17 protein-coding genes and 1 pseudogene are annotated in these 18,589 nt (G+C 55.9%); 6 read left to right on the top strand and 12 right to left on the bottom strand.

Features of this window, described 5'->3' with window-relative positions; all coding sequences use genetic code 11:
- Nucleotides 1-5 precede the first annotated feature (5 nt).
- The 3 genes from D7I37_RS17840 (at nt 6) to fabF (ending at nt 3,468) form a co-directional block, all read left to right on the top strand.
- A complete protein-coding gene (locus D7I37_RS17840; RefSeq protein WP_129544120.1) occupies nt 6-791 on the top strand; it encodes an outer membrane lipoprotein-sorting protein in 786 nt (261 codons plus the stop codon).
- Nucleotides 792-794: 3 nt separating this feature from the next.
- Nucleotides 795-2,075 carry a hypothetical protein gene (locus tag D7I37_RS17835; RefSeq protein ID WP_129544119.1) on the top strand — a complete coding sequence of 427 codons (1,281 nt, stop codon included), beginning with the start codon at nt 795-797 and terminating at the stop codon, nt 2,073-2,075.
- 124 nt (nt 2,076-2,199) lie between these two features.
- The gene (fabF, locus tag D7I37_RS17830) at nt 2,200-3,468 is read left to right on the top strand and encodes a beta-ketoacyl-ACP synthase II (RefSeq protein WP_207205537.1); all 1,269 of its coding nucleotides are present in this window, start codon (nt 2,200-2,202) and stop codon (nt 3,466-3,468) included.
- 161 nt (nt 3,469-3,629) lie between these two features.
- On the opposite strand, the gene D7I37_RS17825 is transcribed toward fabF, so the two are convergent.
- From D7I37_RS17825 to D7I37_RS17780, 11 genes and pseudogenes are all read right to left on the bottom strand, one after another.
- A complete protein-coding gene (locus D7I37_RS17825; RefSeq protein ID WP_129544117.1) occupies nt 3,630-4,160 on the bottom strand; it encodes a hypothetical protein in 531 nt (176 codons plus the stop codon).
- A 151-nt stretch (nt 4,161-4,311) separates the two neighbouring features.
- Nucleotides 4,312-4,785: an AfaD family invasin gene (afaD, locus tag D7I37_RS17820; protein ID WP_165283110.1), complete on the bottom strand. Its 474-nt coding sequence runs from the start codon at nt 4,783-4,785 to the stop codon at nt 4,312-4,314.
- Nucleotides 4,786-4,802: 17 nt separating this feature from the next.
- Nucleotides 4,803-7,301 carry a fimbria/pilus outer membrane usher protein gene (locus D7I37_RS17815; protein WP_129544792.1) on the bottom strand — a complete coding sequence of 833 codons (2,499 nt, stop codon included), beginning with the start codon at nt 7,299-7,301 and terminating at the stop codon, nt 4,803-4,805.
- Between the two features lie 119 nt (nt 7,302-7,420).
- Nucleotides 7,421-7,939 carry a molecular chaperone gene (locus tag D7I37_RS27730; protein ID WP_371415232.1) on the bottom strand — a complete coding sequence of 173 codons (519 nt, stop codon included), beginning with the start codon at nt 7,937-7,939 and terminating at the stop codon, nt 7,421-7,423.
- Entirely contained in the window at nt 7,933-8,187 is a 255-nt protein-coding gene (locus tag D7I37_RS27725; RefSeq protein ID WP_371415231.1) for a hypothetical protein, read from the bottom strand. The genes D7I37_RS27730 and D7I37_RS27725 overlap by 7 nt, the downstream gene beginning before the upstream one ends.
- 673 nt (nt 8,188-8,860) lie before the next feature.
- Nucleotides 8,861-9,508: a hypothetical protein gene (locus D7I37_RS17805; protein WP_129544115.1), complete on the bottom strand. Its 648-nt coding sequence runs from the start codon at nt 9,506-9,508 to the stop codon at nt 8,861-8,863.
- Nucleotides 9,501-10,559, bottom strand: coding sequence for a hypothetical protein (locus D7I37_RS17800; protein WP_129544114.1), 1,059 nt, complete (start codon nt 10,557-10,559; stop codon nt 9,501-9,503). The genes D7I37_RS17805 and D7I37_RS17800 overlap by 8 nt, the downstream gene beginning before the upstream one ends.
- Before the next feature lie 40 nt (nt 10,560-10,599).
- On the bottom strand, nt 10,600-10,950 hold the full coding sequence (locus D7I37_RS27410) for a FimD/PapC C-terminal domain-containing protein (RefSeq protein WP_242502924.1): 351 nt from the start codon (nt 10,948-10,950) through the stop codon (nt 10,600-10,602).
- Nucleotides 10,945-13,220: pseudogene (locus D7I37_RS17790) on the bottom strand (fimbria/pilus outer membrane usher protein); the annotation flags it as partial. The gene D7I37_RS27410 and the pseudogene D7I37_RS17790, both read right to left, overlap by 6 nt.
- Before the next feature lie 139 nt (nt 13,221-13,359).
- Nucleotides 13,360-13,809, bottom strand: coding sequence for a molecular chaperone (locus D7I37_RS27595; protein ID WP_256369334.1), 450 nt, complete (start codon nt 13,807-13,809; stop codon nt 13,360-13,362).
- Complete coding sequence (locus D7I37_RS17780; protein WP_129544110.1) at nt 13,800-14,108, bottom strand: fimbria/pilus periplasmic chaperone; 309 nt, start codon at nt 14,106-14,108, stop codon at nt 13,800-13,802. Before D7I37_RS17780 ends, D7I37_RS27595 begins: the two co-directional genes overlap by 10 nt.
- 429 nt (nt 14,109-14,537) lie before the next feature.
- On the opposite strand from D7I37_RS17780, the gene D7I37_RS17775 reads away from it, so the two are divergent.
- Nucleotides 14,538-15,359 carry a hypothetical protein gene (locus D7I37_RS17775; protein ID WP_129544109.1) on the top strand — a complete coding sequence of 274 codons (822 nt, stop codon included), beginning with the start codon at nt 14,538-14,540 and terminating at the stop codon, nt 15,357-15,359.
- A 41-nt stretch (nt 15,360-15,400) separates the two neighbouring features.
- On the top strand, nt 15,401-16,204 hold the full coding sequence (locus D7I37_RS17770) for a hypothetical protein (protein WP_129544108.1): 804 nt from the start codon (nt 15,401-15,403) through the stop codon (nt 16,202-16,204).
- A gap of 153 nt (nt 16,205-16,357) precedes the next feature.
- Here D7I37_RS17770 and D7I37_RS17765 read toward each other — a convergent pair whose 3' ends face one another.
- The gene (locus D7I37_RS17765) at nt 16,358-16,768 is read right to left on the bottom strand and encodes a hypothetical protein (RefSeq protein WP_129544107.1); all 411 of its coding nucleotides are present in this window, start codon (nt 16,766-16,768) and stop codon (nt 16,358-16,360) included.
- A 1,099-nt stretch (nt 16,769-17,867) separates the two neighbouring features.
- On the opposite strand from D7I37_RS17765, the gene D7I37_RS17760 reads away from it, so the two are divergent.
- A complete protein-coding gene (locus D7I37_RS17760) occupies nt 17,868-18,572 on the top strand; it encodes a fimbria/pilus periplasmic chaperone (protein ID WP_129544106.1) in 705 nt (234 codons plus the stop codon).
- Nucleotides 18,573-18,589 lie beyond the last annotated feature (17 nt).

Here is an 18,589-nt window from a genome sequence, read left to right as displayed (position 1 = left end):
TTAATATGATTTCATTCCGCCATATCTATCATCTGACTATTTTTTTAACCTTAATCGCCGGCACGCTGCCTGCCTGGGCAAACAATGACGCCCAGCGCATTCTGGAAAAAAGTGACGCGGTGCGTAACCCGCAGCGCTCTTTCAGCCTGACGACAACGCTGATCAGTTATAAGGATGGGAAATTACTCGATACCAGCAAGGTGCAAATTTATTCCCGCGCGGATCCCGCAGGCGGGCAATTCCGCAGTCTGTTACGCTTTCTCGGTCCGGAACGTGACGTCGGGAAATTAACCTTAAAAAGCGGGCGCAATTTATGGCTTTACGATCCCGTCAGCCATGCCAGCGTGCCGATCTCCCCACAGCAGCGTTTATTAGGGCAGGCGTCTAATGGCGATGTCGTCACGGAAAACTGGGCTGCGGAGTACCGGGCGACGCTCAGCGGCGTTGAACAGATCCAGGATGGTGATAGACAAACCCGTGATTGTTATCGCCTGCACCTGGTTGCCCAAGGCATAGATACGACATATCCGGCAATGGATCTTTGGGTCGATAAAACCGACTTCAAAAGTCGCAAAGCCGAATTTTATGCGGTTAACGGCAGCCTGTTGAAGACCACATATTATCGCCGCTATCGGCCGGTACTTGGCGGGGTACGCCCCACAGAAGAAGTGATCATCGATGGCATCGACGCCGGCCTGGTCACCGTGATGCGCCAGCAGGATTTTACCTGGCGAGAGGTGCCGGAGACCTGGCTGCAGCGCGATTTTTTACCGCAGTTTAGGGGAAACTAACCCATGGCGACTTCCTCTGCGTCCGTCTATTTTGCCTGCTTGCCCCTGATATTTGCCTGCGGCCATCCGCTGTTTGCTGCAGATAAAGCGACCTCATCGGCGTTGAGCCTGGCCGATAACAGCAAGTTTGAAGAAACGGAATATAACGCCCTGAGCATGTTTGCAGAATCAGTCGCCCGTTTCAATCAGAGCAGAAAAGACCCGGCGCAGCGTTTCTCTCTGGATACCCGATGGGATACGCCGATATTGCGTCATGATATGAACCACTGGCGTTTGATGGTATCTCATCGCCTTGACAACTACTTTTCCCGTCGAATGCATCACAACCAAACCGTCAGCGCCCTGCGGGAAGCTTATATGGCTTATCAGCTGACGCCACAAACACTGATAAATATTGGGCGTGTCAATACCCGTTATGGCGTGGCTTTTGGTTATAACCCTACCGATTTTTTGGGCAAGGGAACGGCGCAAAAGGTGGACTCAGGCGATCCTGACGTACAACGCTTCAACCGCCTGGGGAATGCAATGATACAGCTGCAGCAACTCTGGTCCCGTGCCTCTGTCACCGCGATTATTTCTCCTGAGCTTGGCGCAGATTCCGGGAAAGGGAACCGGGGGCTAAACTGGAGAACCAGCAATCCCGATAATCGTCTGCTGCTGGTGGCAAGTTATCAGGTTACGGATAATTTCAATCCGCAGGTTTTATTTTATCAGGAGCGGCATAAATCCCCTCAGCTGGGCCTGAATATGTCATACGTATTGTCGCGCTCAACGCTGGCCTATCTAGAAGGCGCAGGGGGTAGAGAGCCCGAGCCCTGGGCAAGCATGGCGCCCGGCAGCGGTAAAGAGACGGCATGGCACAACCGGGTGGCCTTCGGCGCCACCTGGTCCGGTGCCGCCCACCAGACGCTGCGTTTAGAAGGCCACTATAATGGCGCGGCAGACAGCAGACGGGCCGACAAGGCGTTGTCCTCGCTTGCCTACTACGCTTCAACCGGCGGGCGCCCGATGCGCAGGCTCTCAGAGCAACAAACGCAGGACTACATGATGTCCCGCCGTGCCCTGTTAGGCCAGTTATTTTGGAAAGACGTCTTCGACCGGTATGACCTCAATTTTCTGTGGCAACGCGATCTGCAACGCCATAAAAATACCGGATTCATTGAATTGCGCCGCCATGCCGGCCCGGTAGACATTGCCGTTCAGTGGCAAAAAACCTACGAAATGAAAAACAACGTCATCACCCCGGATCAAATATGGCTATTGTCGGCAAGCTATTATTTCTAACAATTAATTCTTAAATATAAAACACCCCATGACACCTAATTAAACGGGGGTTATTTCCGTTAGATATGCCGGCCACTTTATGCCTACCAACTAATGAAAGGAATTAATACCCATGGAGAAAAGAATGAATAAACGCGTGGTCGTGACGGGCATGGGCCTGGTCTCCCCGCTGGCTGCTAGCCGCGAAACGTCCTGGGAAAGATTAATCGCCGGCGTGTCCGGCATTAAAGCGTTATCCGCCGATGATTACGGCAACTTCGCCGTTCGCATCGGCGGTACGGTGCCGTCGTGCCATGATGACCAGGCTGGGGGTCTGGATATCGATAAACACATTCCGCTGCGGGAGCAAAAAAGAACCGACCGTTTCATTCACCTGGCTTTAATTGCCGCCGAAGAAGCCGTTATCAACGCCGGGCTTTTGACGCTGAGCGAAGAAGAGAAGCTGGATGTCGCCACTATTATCGCCACGGGCATTGGTGGCGTGCATGCTATTACCCGCGCGGTAAACTCCGTCTACGGAGAAGGCAATAAAAAGCTGTCTCCGTTTACCATCCCTTCATTTATTGCGAATCTCGCCGCAGGGCACATATCGATCAAATATGGCTATAAAGGCCCGATCGGGACGCCGGTATCCGCCTGTGCGGCCAGCATTCAGGCGATTGGGGACGGGTTCAAAGCCATCCAGGAAGAACGCGCCAATATTGCCCTGGTGGGAGGGAGCGAAGCCTGTATCAGCCCTGTCGCACTGGGCGGTTTTCATGCCGCACGCGCGTTGAGCACCGGTTTTAATGAAGAGCCGGCCAGATCCTCACGCCCTTTCGATTCAATGCGTGACGGATTCGTCATGAGCGAGGGGGCCGGAGTCTTAATTCTGGAAGAACTGGAACATGCGCTAAACCGGGGCGCCGATATACTGGCGGAGGTTAAGGGATACGGCACCACCTCTGACGCCTGGCATATAACCGCCGGGCCTGCGGATGGCGCCGGGGCGGCGAGAGCAATGGAAAAAGCCCTTGCTGATGCAGACTTATTTGCAGAGGATATCGATTACATCAATGCTCACTCAACCTCTACCTATGTCGGCGACCTTTCTGAGATTGCCGCCATCAGAGCGGTATTTAAAAACAATTACCCCTTGATATCATCCACAAAGTCATCGACCGGGCATATGCTGGGCGCCGCGGGCGCCGCGGCATCTATATTTTCAATTATGGCCATCAACAGAGGGATCATACCTGCATCCATCAACATAGAGCAGATTGACGCATCGGCCGAATGCCTGAACATTATAAAAAACCAGCCCAGAATAGACGACGTTTCATACGCACTAGTGAATGGCTTCGGATTCGGCGGGGTAAATGCCTCAATTATCTTGGCTGCGTTTAAGCAGTAGGGGTAATGATCAGACCGGTCTCGTTCAGGATGGTCAGTTCTGAGGCTTCCTACCTTGTTGTCAAAATAAGTAAAAAACCTTTCATCTTTGGCTGGGATCGCGTTTTTTAAGATATTTGCCGGATATTTCACCGGCAAATATTCTTCACTCAACCAACGCTATTATACTGATGGTGCGAACAACTCAACGGTTGTTGTATAGCTACCGACAGGAATAACATTAGGAACAGGGTAAATATAAAACTCATCCGAACTGTTAGCTGCGACATCGTTAACCGACACATATTTATTACTGTCACTATTCCAAGAGAAATTCTGAGTACTTTTGCCCACTACTTTTGCAGGCTTGATTTTAATTTTGCTGTTATCAGCATCATTAACCATATACATATCACCATCATCGCTAACAGATGTTCCCACGCCTGTAATACTATATTTAGCAGCGGTATTTGTTAAATTCGATACTTTGAACTGAGCAAATTTCCCTCCACTGATTGAATTGGCAACCAAGGCGTTACCACTATCAACAAAAAAATTACCATCCTGAACCTTCTCAATCTTCCACTCCTGCATGGCATTCACCGTCATCTTCGCGGTCGCCGTACCGTACGACTTGTCTTCCGCATGTACAGCGGTGCTCGCCGCACACAGGGCCAGTGCCACCAGGCTCAGTTTGCTCATCATTTTCATCATTGCTCATCCTTATTCGCAGTACTCTGCGTTTACCGTGTTATCCGCGCCGGCCCGCACGTTTCGTGCAGCCGGCACATCGTGATGCGCGTTGCCGCGCCTTTTTTATCGCGGGTGCCTGTATGGCCGCCCGGAATTCTTTTTTGCCGGTCCGTCACCCCGCAGGTGCCGCCCGGACCCTCAGATCGTACTCGTCCGGCGACGCTTGCTGGTCGCCGTCCACCACTACTTCATAGCGCACCTGCTCTTCCGCCGTCCGGAGAATGCGCCCCTTGCCGTCTCGGCTGTCCGCCTCGCTGTCCCGGGCAGACAGCCGCACCCGCAGCTGGTGCGCCGGATGGTTTCTGCCGCTCAGCACGTAACGGTCCGGTGCGTCACCGCTCTTCACCGCATCCAGCCATACCTGAACCCCGGAGTGAGCCTCCCGTACTCTCACCCGGCCTTCTGCCACCAGGGCGCCGTCGCGCAGACGCGTATCCCCCTGGGTGCGCGCCGTCAGGCTGACCTCCGGCTCTGCCGCCTGCACGGATCCGGCACTGAACAGGCTGAGGCCTATCAGCAGCCCGCCCGTCAGCTGTGCCACTGCGGTTTTCAATACCCGGCTTTTCTTTCCGACTGTTCCGTTCATTTTGCTATTCCCGGTTATCATCTGCGGCATACCCCGCTGAAGCGGTATACCCCGGCCGGACCGGGCTGCGCCGGAAGGCGGTAAGCCGCCCGACACCGGCGCCCGTCGCCCCAAGCGGCGATCAGCTCGCCTTTTTCCGCCAGCCCGCTCATGTACACCTCACCATCACCGCCGACCACGCCGCTGCCCTGCCGCTCATCACCGGCCAGCGTCACCAGGGCGCCAAAGGGCACCGCACGGCCATCCGCCTGACGCAGGGCGATTACCGCCCTGCCACCTACCCGGGTAGGGAAACGCACCGGTATCACCGCCCCGTCCGTCGGCACCACCTTTATGCCGGTCTGCGGCAGCTCCGCGTCGGCCGGCAGGGTTGCCGGGTTCAGCTCCACCAGATTCTCCTGGTAGGCGCCAAGGCCACTCTGCGTGGTGTAACCCCGAAAATCGGTTTTGACACCCGGGCTGCCGTTTACCCCCACCCCGTTGATGCCCGGGGCCATCACCAGCGCCGTCGTCCCGCTTATCGGCTGGCCCAGGGTGACGCCGTGCTCATGCACCACCACCCCGCCGGACAGTCCGGCGTTCATCTGCCGGGTGTCGCCACTGTAGCTGTAGCCGCCATCCACCACGCCATAGGCCCCGTTCCAGGTCAGGTTCATCAACCCGCCGTAGCGGTTGTCGTTGGCGGCACCGGGCTGGTACTGCTGCCGGACGTTCCAGCGCAACTGCTGGTCAAATCCGTCGCCGCTCAGGCCGACGTCGTGGCGCACCCGGCCGTCGCTGCCGGACTGCATCTGGTAGGTGGCATAGCTACCGCCGCCCAGCCAGCCGGCAAGGGGAATGTTGAACCACAGGCTGACCTCCTGTTCGCGGCGATAGCCTCTGGCGTGCTGGTCGCCGTATTGCGGCGATCTGCGCTGCGACCAGTTCAGCGACCAGCCGATCCCCCGCGTTACGGAACTCAGCGAGGTGACCAGCTCATCCCTGGCGGTACCGTTGCGGTATTCTTCCCTCGACCCGGTCAGGTTGATATAGCCCAAACCGGCAAGCGACTGGCTCAGACTGAGGGTGTGCCGGGCTTCACGCTGCCGGTCACTGCGGGAATGAAAGCGCGTGCTTCCCTGCTCCCCCCGGGGCGTGTCACGCCAGCGGCTCAGTACCGATCCCAGCGAGACCTCTCCGGCCGGGGAATAGCGGCTGCTGCTCAGCGAGATACCCGTGCCGGTGGTATCCAGCACCTTGTTGTAACGCAGGCGCCAGGTCTGCCCGCTCTCCGTCGCCCCGTCCGGCAGGTCACCCTGCCCCCGGGTGCCATCCACGGACAATGCGCCCAGGTCACCCAGTTGCATTCCCAGCCCCAGCGAGGCCCCCCGGTAATGCTCCGCCCACTGCAGCCCCCCGTAGGTCGTCAGCCCCCACGGGAGGCCATACATCAGCGTCCCCTGCGCCACCGTCGCCGGCGTGACACTCCGATCATCCGGGCGATACTGGCCGGTCATCAGGCTGTATTTCAGATACCCCTCCCGCAGGGCAATGGCCGGCGCCGTCCAGGGTACCGTGAACACCTGGGGCGCCCCGTCGGTCTCCACCACCGTGACCTGCAAGTCTCCGTTACTGCCGGCCGACAGGTCGGTGAGGGCAAACGGCCCCGGCGCCACGGTGGTGGTATAAATCACATAGCCGCCCTGGCGGACCTCAACCCGGGCCTGGGTGCGGGCAATACCGCGAACCACCGGCGCGGATTCGCGCTGGTTATACGGCACCATCAGCTCGTCAGACTCCAGCATGGCGCCCCGAAACGGCACGCTGCTGAAAATATCGGATGAGGTATAGCGCTCACCCAGCGTCAGGCGGCTTTTCAGTCCGTACAGCCCGCGCTCGGCCCAGGTGTCGGCGGTCTGCCATTTGCCGGGCTGCCGGCCGGTTTTTCGCCAGGTGGTCATGTTGCGCAGGCGCCAGGCCCCCAGGTTAATGCCCGGGTCAAGACGGGCGAAATAGGCTTCGCTGCCGGGCCGGGCCGCCCGCCGGGTTTCGGTTCGGGTGGCGTTTGTCTGGTAATTCATCAGATACACCGGGGCCCCGTCATCCCACAACTGCTGCGGGGCAATGCCCTTCTGCGCCGGCGTCAGCGCCACCTGGGGCACCGACAGCAGCAGTTGCTGGCTGTTGAACTGCAGCTCCTGCGAGGCCTGCGGAATGGCCGACAGATGCGCACACTCTCCGTCAGTGCCTTTAGGAAACAACGCCGGGTAGGCTTCCACCCGGATGCCGTAACCGGCCAGCTGCGGCCGGGTCAGGCAGGTTTTCAACGCCGGGTGCCCGCCCGCGTCGGTCTCCTGATGGAACACCATTTCCCGTGAATCCACCCGCTCACCGTTAAGCATGACATCCACCAGGTAGGTGCCCGGCAGCTGGCCGCCTTGGTTGAACACGGAGATATCCACATCCTGCCCGGCCTGCCCCAGCTGCGCCGCATCAAACGACCAGCTACGGGCAGGGGCCGGCAGCGGTGACAGCATGGTCGCCAGCAGCCCACCGGCGCAAACGGCGCGGCATATCCTTTTGTTTTTATTCACGCAGTAACCATTAATTCAGCTAAAAGAACGACGGCAGGGCTACACCCCGCCCCCTGAGGGTGTTATTTCGCAGGAGCCTGCATCAGAGGGCTTTCACCGCCGTAATCGTTAATGATTTTCCAGTTCACCGCGCCGCCCACCTTCCCGCCTTTCACTGTGTACTCGTGGCTGCCGAACGGCGCGATATAATGTGGCGTATCCACGTTGACATTCCCTGCCTTCAGGCTGGTCAGGTTGATATAGAACGGGGAGTTATTGGTTCCTTTCAGTTTATTTCCCTGCCACTGCCAGCTGACATTGCGCGCCGCCTCGGTCGGCGAGCCCTTCACGGCTGCGGGGCGAACGAACAGCTTGATGCAGCTGTTAATAGACAGCTGAACATTCATTGACACTTTGTCTTTTGGCGCCGCAGGTTTACCATCGCCACCCTTTGCCCAGGCGTCATCGGCTTTGGGCGGAATGCCTTTGGCACACAGCCACTGGAGGCTTTCCCGGTCAGCGGCAAAATTGCCACCGGTACGTACAATGCGCAGGCGGCTCTGCTGCTGAGGGTCAAGGCGCATCAGGGGCGGAGTCACCATAAAATCCCCCGGTCTTTCATGTTTTCCGCCAGAGCTTCAGACTGCAGCAGGATGGGGTAATTCTGCGGGTTCACCAGCGGCAGCGTGGTGCCACCGGATGCCGGATTATAAATCACCCGGGTGGCCCCCAGGCGGACCGAAAAGGACTGCGTGGTCGTTTCCATATCGGCAGGTGCGGCAAATACAGTGCCGGCGGACTGGCACAGCAAAGCGCCGGCAATGGCTAATGTGATAATCGTTGTTTTCACCGTAAAACTCCTGACTAAAACAATACCGGCGTGAGTTGCAATGGGTAAATAACCCACCACCGTTATATTCGGTCATTATTAGCGTTGCACTTTAGTTATTACCGGGAAAGCATACGCCCCGGAAGTTGAATACGGGCAATTATCATCACTTCAAAAAAAAAGTAAATAAGCAAAATAAAAAGAATAGATTTGCAAAATGGAAAACAAATAAAAACACCACAAACAAAAAAACAATCAAAATCAACAAAAAAACAAAAAGCACAATAAAAACAACGAAATAAACTGACAGAACGGTGAGAGCAATCGGCCTAAAAGCGACATCATTCACATATTTATAAAGATATTTCTTATATATATTAACCACATTCCAATCTGATGATAGAAATAACCAAGTCAAATCACAGCCGTCATCCGCGGCGAGCAAACCCAATCCAATCAAGAGAACCGGTTGCTCCCCCCCCCAAAAAAAATGACACCCTGCAGTGTCATTTATAAAAAACCTTCTTGTCATTTCGCCATAACGCATATTTTGAATGTTTTAATAGCCGAAAGTAGCGGGTTTTCACGGCGTTCCCTTGCCGCCACGAAATATATGCAGGTGACCGGAGGAAGGTTTTCATCAAGTGCATGCTGTAGCGGCTCGCCCAGATCCCAGATCAATGAGCGATTGGCATTATCGGTAACTCACCTGCAGTGCAAACGCGGATTCGAGCTCATCATCCGCTGTATGCCCCCCCGCGCCGGTGCTGTGCAGCGACACCACAAACGGAATAACCAGTTCCCCTTGCCCCTGCGGTATCCGGTCGGCGCTGTACTCATAGACCACGCCGTTCAGATTGAAATATTGCCCTTGCGGGTTATCCCTTTCCGTCGGCGTATCCTTTACCAGTTCGGCGGTGTGTGCCGCGAGGGACAGCGGCCAGGATTGCGACTCTGCCGGCAGCCTTTCCTGCGCAGGTGCAGGCGCCAGGCGGAAATGCCATACCGCGGAAGGCCGCCGGGTACTCCTGCTCTTCAGTATTCCCCGGTCCGGATAACCCGGCCAGGTGGCGGCCCGGAACATAATGTTGAGCCCTTCGATATCACACTGGCTGAGGCGCAGAAACAGCCTCTGTGACGCCTGATCCGACAACTTGTCTTTACTGAATGTCAGACGGTCAGCGCCCGTATGGATCTTGCAGGATGGCACCACCACCGTGCCATTCAGCGAAATATCCTGCTCAGGGAGGAAAGTCTCGGCACATACCGGCTGGAAAACTATCCAGACCAGTACCACGGGGCGCAGTACCGCGCCCAGAAAACCCGTGATGCGATCAATCATAAGACACCTGGTATAATCCTCTGGCGGTGATCGCCCCGGCGCCAAGCGGCAGGCTATTGTCCGGTCTGGCATAAAAACCCTGTAATGCCACCGTAATGCCTTCGCTCAGCTCATCGCCACTCGGTGCAGGATGTGGATTGGTCAGCACCAGCGGCAGGGCGCGGTCCCAGTGGACCACCCCCTGCCAGGTTCGCCCGAACCCGCTGGCGGCATAGGTCGTCAGAAACCCGGTCCCGGTATCCCGGTTGTCGGCATCGCGCCCCACCAGTATCGTGGCGGGGCCGGCCACAGAGTCCGCCACCGCCCCGCCGGGAATGAAACGGATACGCAGATTGCGGGTGTTCTCCGAACAGTTTGCGACGACCAGCTGCGGGGCCGAGCCGAAACGATCGGCATAATGCCCCGGGACAACGTTGTTACGTAACCAACCCCGGTCGATATCAGGCAAACGGATACTCAGACTCCGCGTTGAACTGGTACAGGTCGGTACCCGAAAATCAGCGGACACCTGAAAGGTATCCCGTTGCACATATTTCACGCTGCCTGCCGGATCACGAAAGGTGGTAACCCGGGTAAAATCGGTTGCGGGCAGGTCGACTAACCCTGCCCCCACATCCCGGGCCAGTCGCACCAGCCCGACGCTGACTTCACCGTTTTCATCGAGCCGTGCGCCGGTTCCCTCCCGGGTCTGGCGCGTCCCGGGGGCCGTTCGTACCCCAATACCTATCCCTTTCAGCCCACTGTTAAACAGGTACCATCCTTTATCCAGCTGGGTATGGTCCCGGTTCAGTGAAATGTGCGATACCGACCAGTCGCGGGTCCAGCTGTCTTGCGCGGAACAGGTCGTGCATACCACCGGAGGTAACGTCAGCATCTGTGCCACAAAGGCCACCTGCGGGTTAACCTGCGTGTCCGGCGTCAGCGCCCGCACCCCGAACGCCACATTGACCGGCGTACTTTGGTGTTCGACAACGCTGTTTGCCTGTACGGGTCGTAGCTGGCACGACAACGCCGCGGCTATCAGAAGCAGCGAATATTTCATGATATCCATACTCTTCACCTTGATGTCCTCTTTATGGTGTCTGCCATCTTCACGAATGGCATACCGCCGCCACTTCAAGCGGATGCCCTTTGTCTGCGTTTGCCGGCAGTTTGTAGTCTGCAGTGCACTGTTCATCCGGAGCATTGCCCCAGTTGACAACTACGGTGCCGCCGGCAGGCATCCCCGACAGGTAGGCCTGCCCGTCTTCCCCGACGATGCCGGATATCGGGTATCCGCCGGATGTCTTTTGCTTCAGCGTCACCACCGAGCCAAAAAGAACCGGTCTGCCACGGTACTGTAGGCCCAACAAGATCCGGTATCCCGTTTTGCCGCGAAACGGCACCCTGACCAGGGCGCCGCGCGTCGGCACCACATTTTTGCTGGAAGCATCCAGCTCCATATCCTCCGGCAGCTTGAGCATATCAACGCTTACGCGGTTACGGTCATAGGGCGTCATGCCCCCGATCAAAGCCAGGCCATGCCAGTCGGTGGTGGCATCGCCAACCCGCACGCCCGGCGCCCCGGGGATAACCACCAGCGCGTTGCCCCCACCCAGCGCCAGGGATTTACCCAGCGTCACCCCCTGTGAATGCAACGCCAGCCCGCCGTTCATGCTGTATGAAAGGGTGTCGTTGCCACCATAACTGTAACCGCCGCTGAACGACGCAGACTCGCCTTCGTAACCCAGACTGAGGTTGCCCCCCCGGTTACCCTGCAAACTCTGTGACAGCGAGTAAGCCAGCCGGTTGTTCATGGCTGAACCGCTGAATCCCGCCTGCTGACTGACGCTGCCGCCAGAGCGGCTCCATGAGTAATGCCCTCTGCCGGAACCCAGCCATTTACCCAGAGGAAGGGAGATATTAAGAGCGACGGTGCGCTGCGTTTTTCTGTCTGACGCCAGGTTATATACCGGCTCGTCAGAAAATCCATGGCCTGCACTGCGGTAACTTTCCGTCATACTGCTGACGCCGGCGGACAAGCTGACCCCCACATCCTTTATGGTGGTGTTATATCCCAGCGTGACATTCTGCTGTTTTCCGCTCCCCCCCATGAGGTGGTGCGGGAACCATTCAAAACGATGCTGCCCCAGTTCCCCAGAGCGCGGGACAGGGTCAGCGCCAGGCTGTCATGCTCCCCCTGATGGCGCCCGGCGGCTTCAGCTGGGGTTTCGGCAGACAAACCCAGCAGCGTGCTGTAGCCGTATGCATTTTCGGTCAGGCTGCGGCGATAGGCGACGCCGACTGAGGTGTCGCCGAAACTGCGCGACCAATTCAGATCCTGGCTCAGGCCCCGAGCGACGCCATAGCGCCCCGGCACGGCGGCAAGGCTGGCGCGGGAGCCTTTCAGGGTGTAGGTAAATGCCCCCCAGCGCCCGGCGTAAAATCCGCCGCCGAGCGCCAGAGCCTGATAATCACGCGACAGCAGCATGCCGGTGGTTATCGTGGTATTGGCGCCGGTTCCGTAACTCCCCCCCCCCTGTATAAAACGGTCATCGACATATCCCCGGCTCTCAGAGGCTTTGCCGGCGGAGAAGCTGTAGCTGCGCGCCCCCTGCCGCATCAGTACGCCGCTGCTGGCCTGCGCCAGGGTAAAATGCCGGACTGTTCCGTCGGTCTCACGGACTTCCACCTCCACATCCCCGCTGCCGCTACGATTGAAATCTGTCAGCGAAAAAGGCCCCTGGGGAACATTCTGCTGAAAGATCACCTTACCGTACTGGCGCGCCGTGATGGTGGCCGGCGTGCCGGCAATCCCGGTAATCGCCGGCGTATACGTCGTAAAGGCCGGATCCAGCATCCCGTCATCTGAATCCACTTTGATCCCCATAAACGACACCGAATCCACGCTGCCGCCGGATGATGACGTATATCCCAGCGTCATCTGCCCGCCGCCAAAACGGGAAAATCCATGCTGGGCATACCCTCTGGACAGATTCCATTCGATCATTCCCCGCTGTTGCCGGTAAGCCGTCAGGTCATTTCGCAGACGCCATCCCCCCAGATTCAGTTGACCGTTCAACCCGACAAAATCGCTGCCGGCTTTCTGCGCCCCGCGTAGTTGCTGACTGCCGGTATAGTTGTAATTCATTAATAGTGCGGGGATCCCGTCATCCCACAGATGCGCGGGAACACGCAACCGCGAGGCCGGCCCCAGCGACGCCTGCGGAACGGTCAGAGACAACAGGCGGTGGTTAAAATCAAAGGTTTCCTGCGCATAAGGAACCAGGGCGGTAACGCCCCCGGTAGGGCAGCTGACCGCCTTTCGCTGGGCCGGCTGCTGCTCCCTGGCGCCCACGGCGGGAGGTAAAGAGCCAGCGCCCGACAGGTCTTCCTTCCCTGAAGCCATAATGCCCCACCAGTTCAGTAATTCGTCAGCGGTGACGCAGGCATACAGCTTTCCAGGCTGGTCCGGCCGGGAGCTGAAAGTGACCAGCCGGCCTTCGTCCACCGTTTTACCGTTGACGCTGACCGCCACAGAATAGCGCCCCGGGCTCATCCCCCCCCGGTGAGCGAAATAGGACAGATCCACATGTTTTTCGTCGCTGGCATCATCCTGGCCCAGGGAGAGAAAATCACTATCAAACGTCAGCGCCGGTGAATCTTCTACGGCGCTGTCGGCTACCTGCCTTGTCCCTGCCAGCGGGGGGGCAGCGACGATATCCCGACTCATCATCATGGTGAACGCGAGAATTCCGACTACATACCTGGACCGCGTCATACTCCGACATCCCAATAATCAAAAAAAACGGCTTTCCCCCCACAAAACGTGATAAGCGAGACAAGCCAAATAAAATAATGCGACAAAGCGGTCAGAATGTTTTTTTAAGCACCGGAGTGGTCATGCCACGATCGTCAATGGTGCTGTAGCTCAGGGTGCCATGAGGAGCCCCCGCAGGGAGCCGGATGTCGCCAAAGGGGGGCACCATGGTGTCTTGCTCTGTCTGAACCGGCGCGCCGTTGATGGCAATCTGACTTAGCGTGATAAAGTACGGCGTCGGGTTGTTGATCGACATCGCCTTACCCTTTACCGCGACCGACAGTTTGTTCGGCGCCCCCTTCACGGCAGCGACATTACTGACCGCCGCCGGGCGATAGAACATTTTGATACGCGTGTTAACCGCAAACTGCAGCCCGCCCTGCACTGATTTCTGGAAGTTTTTTTCCCCTTTCTTCGGCGGAATAGCCAGGCTGTTCAGGTAGAATACCGACTCGCGATCTTGTGGCAGGCTGTCCTTCATCTGGTTAACTCTCAATTGCACCGTTGCGTCTGGATCCAGCCGATACAGCGGCGGGGTAACCACGAAGGGGGCTTATTGTTTTTCCCTTGCTCTTTATCCGCTTTATCCCCATAAGGCGATATCCAAAAACGCATCAGCCAGACATCATCGGCAGCGGAATTAGTCACGGTTATGCCCGCAACATTTTTATTCCCGTCGTAGATCAGGCGAGTGCCGCTCAGCATCACGCCGCCGTTATTCGTTTCGGCCTGGGCCGCCGTGGCCCCCAGCACCGTCAAAAGAAGCCACAGTGCCGTATGTTGTTTAATTTTACTTTTCATTATCTGGTTTTATACCTAAAAAATAAATAGCCAAGCATTCGTCGGTTAACCGGCAGAGTGCTGAAAACGTTATCTTAGAAAACAGCCTTCCAAAGATCGGGGTATATTACAAACAATATTAAATTAAAAACAAATTTCCAAAATGGAAACATACTCTGCATTGAAAAATGCGAACCCAGAAAAAACCAAAAATATAATGATGGCCGTTGGGACGTATCCTGCCGCCCGCACACTGCATGAGCTTTCCATTTGGGAAATTTGTTTTTATTCTGGTTTCGTTTTACATTCGCCAGCGAGGGGGCACAATAACACCAGGAATATTCACCTATATGTTCATAACTGCATCGTTGATGTCCTCATCACGGTATATGTAATCGACCAATAATTTTCGGAATTTTTATTAACCTAAATAAGGTAATGGTAAGAAAAATGAAAAATAAACTTCACCTATCAACATTGGCCGCGCTGGTTATGGTTTGCAGCGGCGGCGTGTTTGCCGAGGGCAACTCCGTAACGCTGACTACCACCCTGAGTGTGGAAGCGGTGGACACCTGTGCTATCAATGTCGCTCCCGTGGGGAAAACCGCCTGGTCACCTAAATGGACGCTCGCTAAAAACGCCCAGAGTGGGAATTTAACCAAAGGGGAGAGCGACAGCAACAGCCCACTGCTTATCAGAGTGAAGTTAACCGATGACTCCAGCCCGGGTTGCAGCCTGGCAAATTTGAGCTTTGACGCAGATGCACCGAGTGCACTTAAGGAGCCGGATCTGGCTAAGAAGGTATACTTAATTGCCACCCAGCATGAGGGGTACTGGCGTTATATGCCGGTGGCGACCAAGCTAGCGTTGTTTACTGATACGGCAGGCACGGCAGCGAAAGCCATCGCCCTGAGTAAAGTCACGGTCAAGGATGCCGCAGGTGACAGTCATACGCAATCAGAAAGCGTTGTGCATTCAGCAATGGCGGAAGTTACCGGCGTGGCTGATTTTGGTAGCAACACCGCGATCCCGCTAACCGACAGCTATCTGGCCGCCAATGGCGTTGCCCCTCTCGCAAAAAGGGGGAACAGTGCAGCCCTGAGTTATTCGGCCACCCTGGAAGCCGGCCAGAAAGTTAAAAGTGCGCTGATTGGCGTGGGGGTGCTGCTGGCGAAGAACCCAGAAAAAAGTGATGGTACGGTGAAACTGAGGGCGGTTGAGAATGGTGAGACGATCAGCCTGCCCTTCACGCTGAATGTGACGCTGCAGTAACAGAAGCCCGAAAATTTAACGACGGGAGTGTGTGGCGTTATATGAACACTGAAAAAATGAAAAAAAGACGGTATGTTCCGCAACAACTAACCCTGGCGCTGGTGTTATCAGCAGCGGCATTACAGGCTTCGGCTGAGGGCGTGAATCTTCACTCAGATATCAGCATTACCAAGGAAGACCCGTGCGGCGTCACGGTCACTTCAGAGGGGACGACTATCACGGGGAGCATCAGGGTAGATGATTCGGGGCGGAAAGAGCTGCGACTGAATGATACCGGCGGCGCAAAGATAACGGTACAAGCATCAGGGGGAGAAGACTGCCGGGTTGGCACCCTAAAACTGGCATTTACCCCTGGAACGCAGATACGCGGCAGTTCAGCGCTTAGCTCAACCAACGGTTCTCTGTATTTTCCGTTTGACTACGCACTGGGGCCTACTCAGGTCACCAATTCCCAGGGTAAAAATGAGGATGAATCGGTGGTCTTCGCACAAATATCCACATACCGTTTCATGCTTAATGAGTTCTGCAGACCATCCTTTAGTCGGGAGATAAAAGATAGTCTCGTTCCCAAAGACCGTCAGTATCATTTACATGATGGCTATATCGGGTGGCAGACGAATGGAGAAAAAGTATATCTCGACAAATATAATATACCATTCTGGCTAAACACCATGTTTGAAACGGTGGTATTTCATGGCGAAACGAGTAAAAAAGTCAAGTTCAGTTTCATACCGGTAACAGCTTCCGATGGATACGATAAAGCAACGGGGAAACGAAACCGCGGTAAGATTAACAGTGATGAAAGTTTTTCTTACACCGCGTCATTGATTGTGACTACCATATAAATTTAGGAGTAAAAACAGGCATGGTCAGGAATTTTAGAACAGGTTTCTGACCATGAATGCCCTCTACTGTTTATAAGGGCCACGAGGTAGTGAGCAGCTGCATTACAATTAAGTGCCGCATCGGGAAATATGGCGTTTGGAGTACATTATTTTTCAGCCGGCAGCCATACCCGCCACCATGGCTGATGCCAGAGATACGGTTAAGATGGCAACAACCAGGGTGGTGGCCGCAATGCCCCCACCGACGGCCGCGCCGGTTTTCGCCGCGGAAACCGCCTGTTTTTCCAGCGAACTGAGCTCTGCTGCCGGAAGCGTTACGCCATTCTGGCCCACAATCGCCTGCGGCGTGAGGCGGGCTACGACCATCTCGCCTTTTTGCCCGTTGTTAAGCTGATAGCGTATTTTATCTCCGGCATAGAGAGGCGGATCGGTCACAACGTAGCTACCGTGGCTGAGGGGTTTATGGCTGACCGTTACCGCGTTGTAGGATGTACAGCCGTTTAACGCCACCAGCATCGCCACCAGCAACATCAGCGCCCTGATTCTGACATGTTTTAGCATCATATAGTCTCCGAACATTCAATATAATACCCCGTTGTTACAAGGATCATTTAACTAATCATCAACACCAGCCCCAGGGTGACAATTGCCCAGAACAACGCGCAAGATAAAAGCAATAACCGCCAGACGTAGCAAAATAATGTTTTTTTAAATTTCTTGGTTAACATGTGTTATTTAAACCCGTTTTTCAGATGATTGACAGGGGGTTAATGAACATCAATAAACAACCAACGCGGCTCTTACCGGGCAATATAGGGTCTCACAGAGCACACTGCCCCTGCCTTTATAACCTACCGAGCCGGCGCAGCCTGTTGGCGTATTTACCGTTAGTTAATATATATGTATCGTCTATCATATTCATTAGAACAAATCAGAAAGTCCTTAGCTTTGACCGCGGCATTCTGACACTGCCGCTATTCCGCCACGCGGCATATATCGCCACTGAGCCACCTGCCGAGAGCCTGCCGCACCATCCCATGATTGCCATGACAGTTTCCCTGAGGGTCACTGCGGCACTGGCCGCAGTGCTTTTTGTATATTGCGCTTAAAAGACGAATGCGGTGCCTGGTGCGAAACGCATGTCCGTTGACATCAGGCGGGATAACACAATGAGATACCGACGAAAAAACGTATTTTACACCCTCGCCTTCCGGCCTCTTTTTGCTTTCGTACTTGTCAGATTGAGTGTTAACTTTCTGTGTGGATAATTACCCCCATCGCAGCAGGGCAATATTCAGAGCGGCATTTCACCCTGCTTATATTATTTAACTCTGCGGTGGAATATCTGCACCGCCATGGCACCCGGGATGATTACTTTACCGACCTGAGACGGCTCCATCGGGAGCTCAGCAACGCGGTGACTCATCATCGCCGCATGCCGTTATAAACAGGCATCATGTCACCCTGCCGGACGTTATTGAAACTTCCATAGGGATACATGGCAAAAATATCTATTGTCGCAGTGAAAACAGCCGGGAAATATAAATCCTCACTGAATAACATGCCGGAGCATGGCCACGGCATAACGGGCGGACTGCGTCCGCATTCGGGAATGAGGGAATTTAATCACCTGACTGTTCATTACATAAGGTGAACTAAAACCATGAAGCATTTTTCACAGAAAATTATCGCTACCGTACTGCTCAGCCTGTCAGCCCTGTGCTGCGGGCCGGCTGCCGCCGCCGGCGGTATCTCGCTCGGCGCCAGCCGGGTGGTGTTCCCGGCGGATGCGCAGCAGAGCACCCTGTCCGTTAAAAACGGCACCGCTTCCTCCACCTATCTGATGCAGTCCTGGGTGGAAAAAGCCGACGGAACCAAGACCGGTGACTTTGTGGTCACCCCACCGCTCTACACCAGTGCGCCGGGTAACGAAAATACCCTGCGCATCATCTCTGCCGGCGTGCCGCATCCGCACGACCGTGAGAGCCTCTACTACATGAACGTCAAGGCCATCCCGTCCGTGAACCGGCAGGCCATGGAGAAAGCCCATGGCGGCCTGGTGGTGGCCACCGTCTTGCGCATCAAGCTTTTTGTCCGCCCGGCCGGGCTCAGCCCGGCCCGTGAAAAAGCCACCGATGCGCTGGAATTCACCCGCCGCGGCGGAAAGCTGGATATCCGTAATCCGACCCCCTATTACCTGACCCTGACGGACCTGCGTGCCGGCGGAAAAACGCTGGAGAATGTGATGGTTCCACCGCTGGGCAGCGCTTCCGTGGCCCTGCCGGCCAGCAGCGGCGGCGGCACCGTCACCTGGAACGCGGTTAACGACTACGGCGGCACGGACCCGGGCCGCGGCACGCTGCGCTGAGTGGCCGGGGAGACGAC

Origin of the sequence: Serratia sp. 1D1416 (assembly GCF_003641105.1) — a bacterium.
GTDB classification, from domain to species: domain Bacteria; phylum Pseudomonadota; class Gammaproteobacteria; order Enterobacterales; family Enterobacteriaceae; genus Serratia; species Serratia ficaria.
This window is presented reverse-complemented; position numbering and strand designations above follow the sequence as displayed.

What these genes read in the sequence shown, in the direction of transcription:
- D7I37_RS17780 (WP_129544110.1), bottom strand. Translation starts at nt 14,108, where the DNA reads ATGAAAAGTAAAATTAAACAACATACGGCACTGTGGCTTCTTTTGACG.
- D7I37_RS17805 (WP_129544115.1), bottom strand. Translation starts at nt 9,508, where the DNA reads ATGATTGATCGCATCACGGGTTTTCTGGGCGCGGTACTGCGCCCCGTG.
- D7I37_RS27410 (WP_242502924.1), bottom strand. Translation starts at nt 10,950, where the DNA reads ATGGAGCTGGATGCTTCCAGCAAAAATGTGGTGCCGACGCGCGGCGCC.
- D7I37_RS17800 (WP_129544114.1), bottom strand. Translation starts at nt 10,559, where the DNA reads ATGGATATCATGAAATATTCGCTGCTTCTGATAGCCGCGGCGTTGTCG.
- D7I37_RS17765 (WP_129544107.1), bottom strand. Translation starts at nt 16,768, where the DNA reads ATGATGCTAAAACATGTCAGAATCAGGGCGCTGATGTTGCTGGTGGCG.
- D7I37_RS17770 (WP_129544108.1), top strand. Translation starts at nt 15,401, where the DNA reads ATGAACACTGAAAAAATGAAAAAAAGACGGTATGTTCCGCAACAACTA.
- D7I37_RS17760 (WP_129544106.1), top strand. Translation starts at nt 17,868, where the DNA reads ATGAAGCATTTTTCACAGAAAATTATCGCTACCGTACTGCTCAGCCTG.
- fabF (WP_207205537.1), top strand. Translation starts at nt 2,200, where the DNA reads ATGAATAAACGCGTGGTCGTGACGGGCATGGGCCTGGTCTCCCCGCTG.
- D7I37_RS17825 (WP_129544117.1), bottom strand. Translation starts at nt 4,160, where the DNA reads ATGATGAAAATGATGAGCAAACTGAGCCTGGTGGCACTGGCCCTGTGT.
- D7I37_RS27730 (WP_371415232.1), bottom strand. Translation starts at nt 7,939, where the DNA reads ATGGTGACTCCGCCCCTGATGCGCCTTGACCCTCAGCAGCAGAGCCGC.
- afaD (WP_165283110.1), bottom strand. Translation starts at nt 4,785, where the DNA reads ATGAACGGAACAGTCGGAAAGAAAAGCCGGGTATTGAAAACCGCAGTG.
- D7I37_RS17815 (WP_129544792.1), bottom strand. Translation starts at nt 7,301, where the DNA reads ATGCTGTCACCGCTGCCGGCCCCTGCCCGTAGCTGGTCGTTTGATGCG.
- D7I37_RS17840 (WP_129544120.1), top strand. Translation starts at nt 6, where the DNA reads ATGATTTCATTCCGCCATATCTATCATCTGACTATTTTTTTAACCTTA.
- D7I37_RS17775 (WP_129544109.1), top strand. Translation starts at nt 14,538, where the DNA reads ATGAAAAATAAACTTCACCTATCAACATTGGCCGCGCTGGTTATGGTT.
- D7I37_RS17835 (WP_129544119.1), top strand. Translation starts at nt 795, where the DNA reads ATGGCGACTTCCTCTGCGTCCGTCTATTTTGCCTGCTTGCCCCTGATA.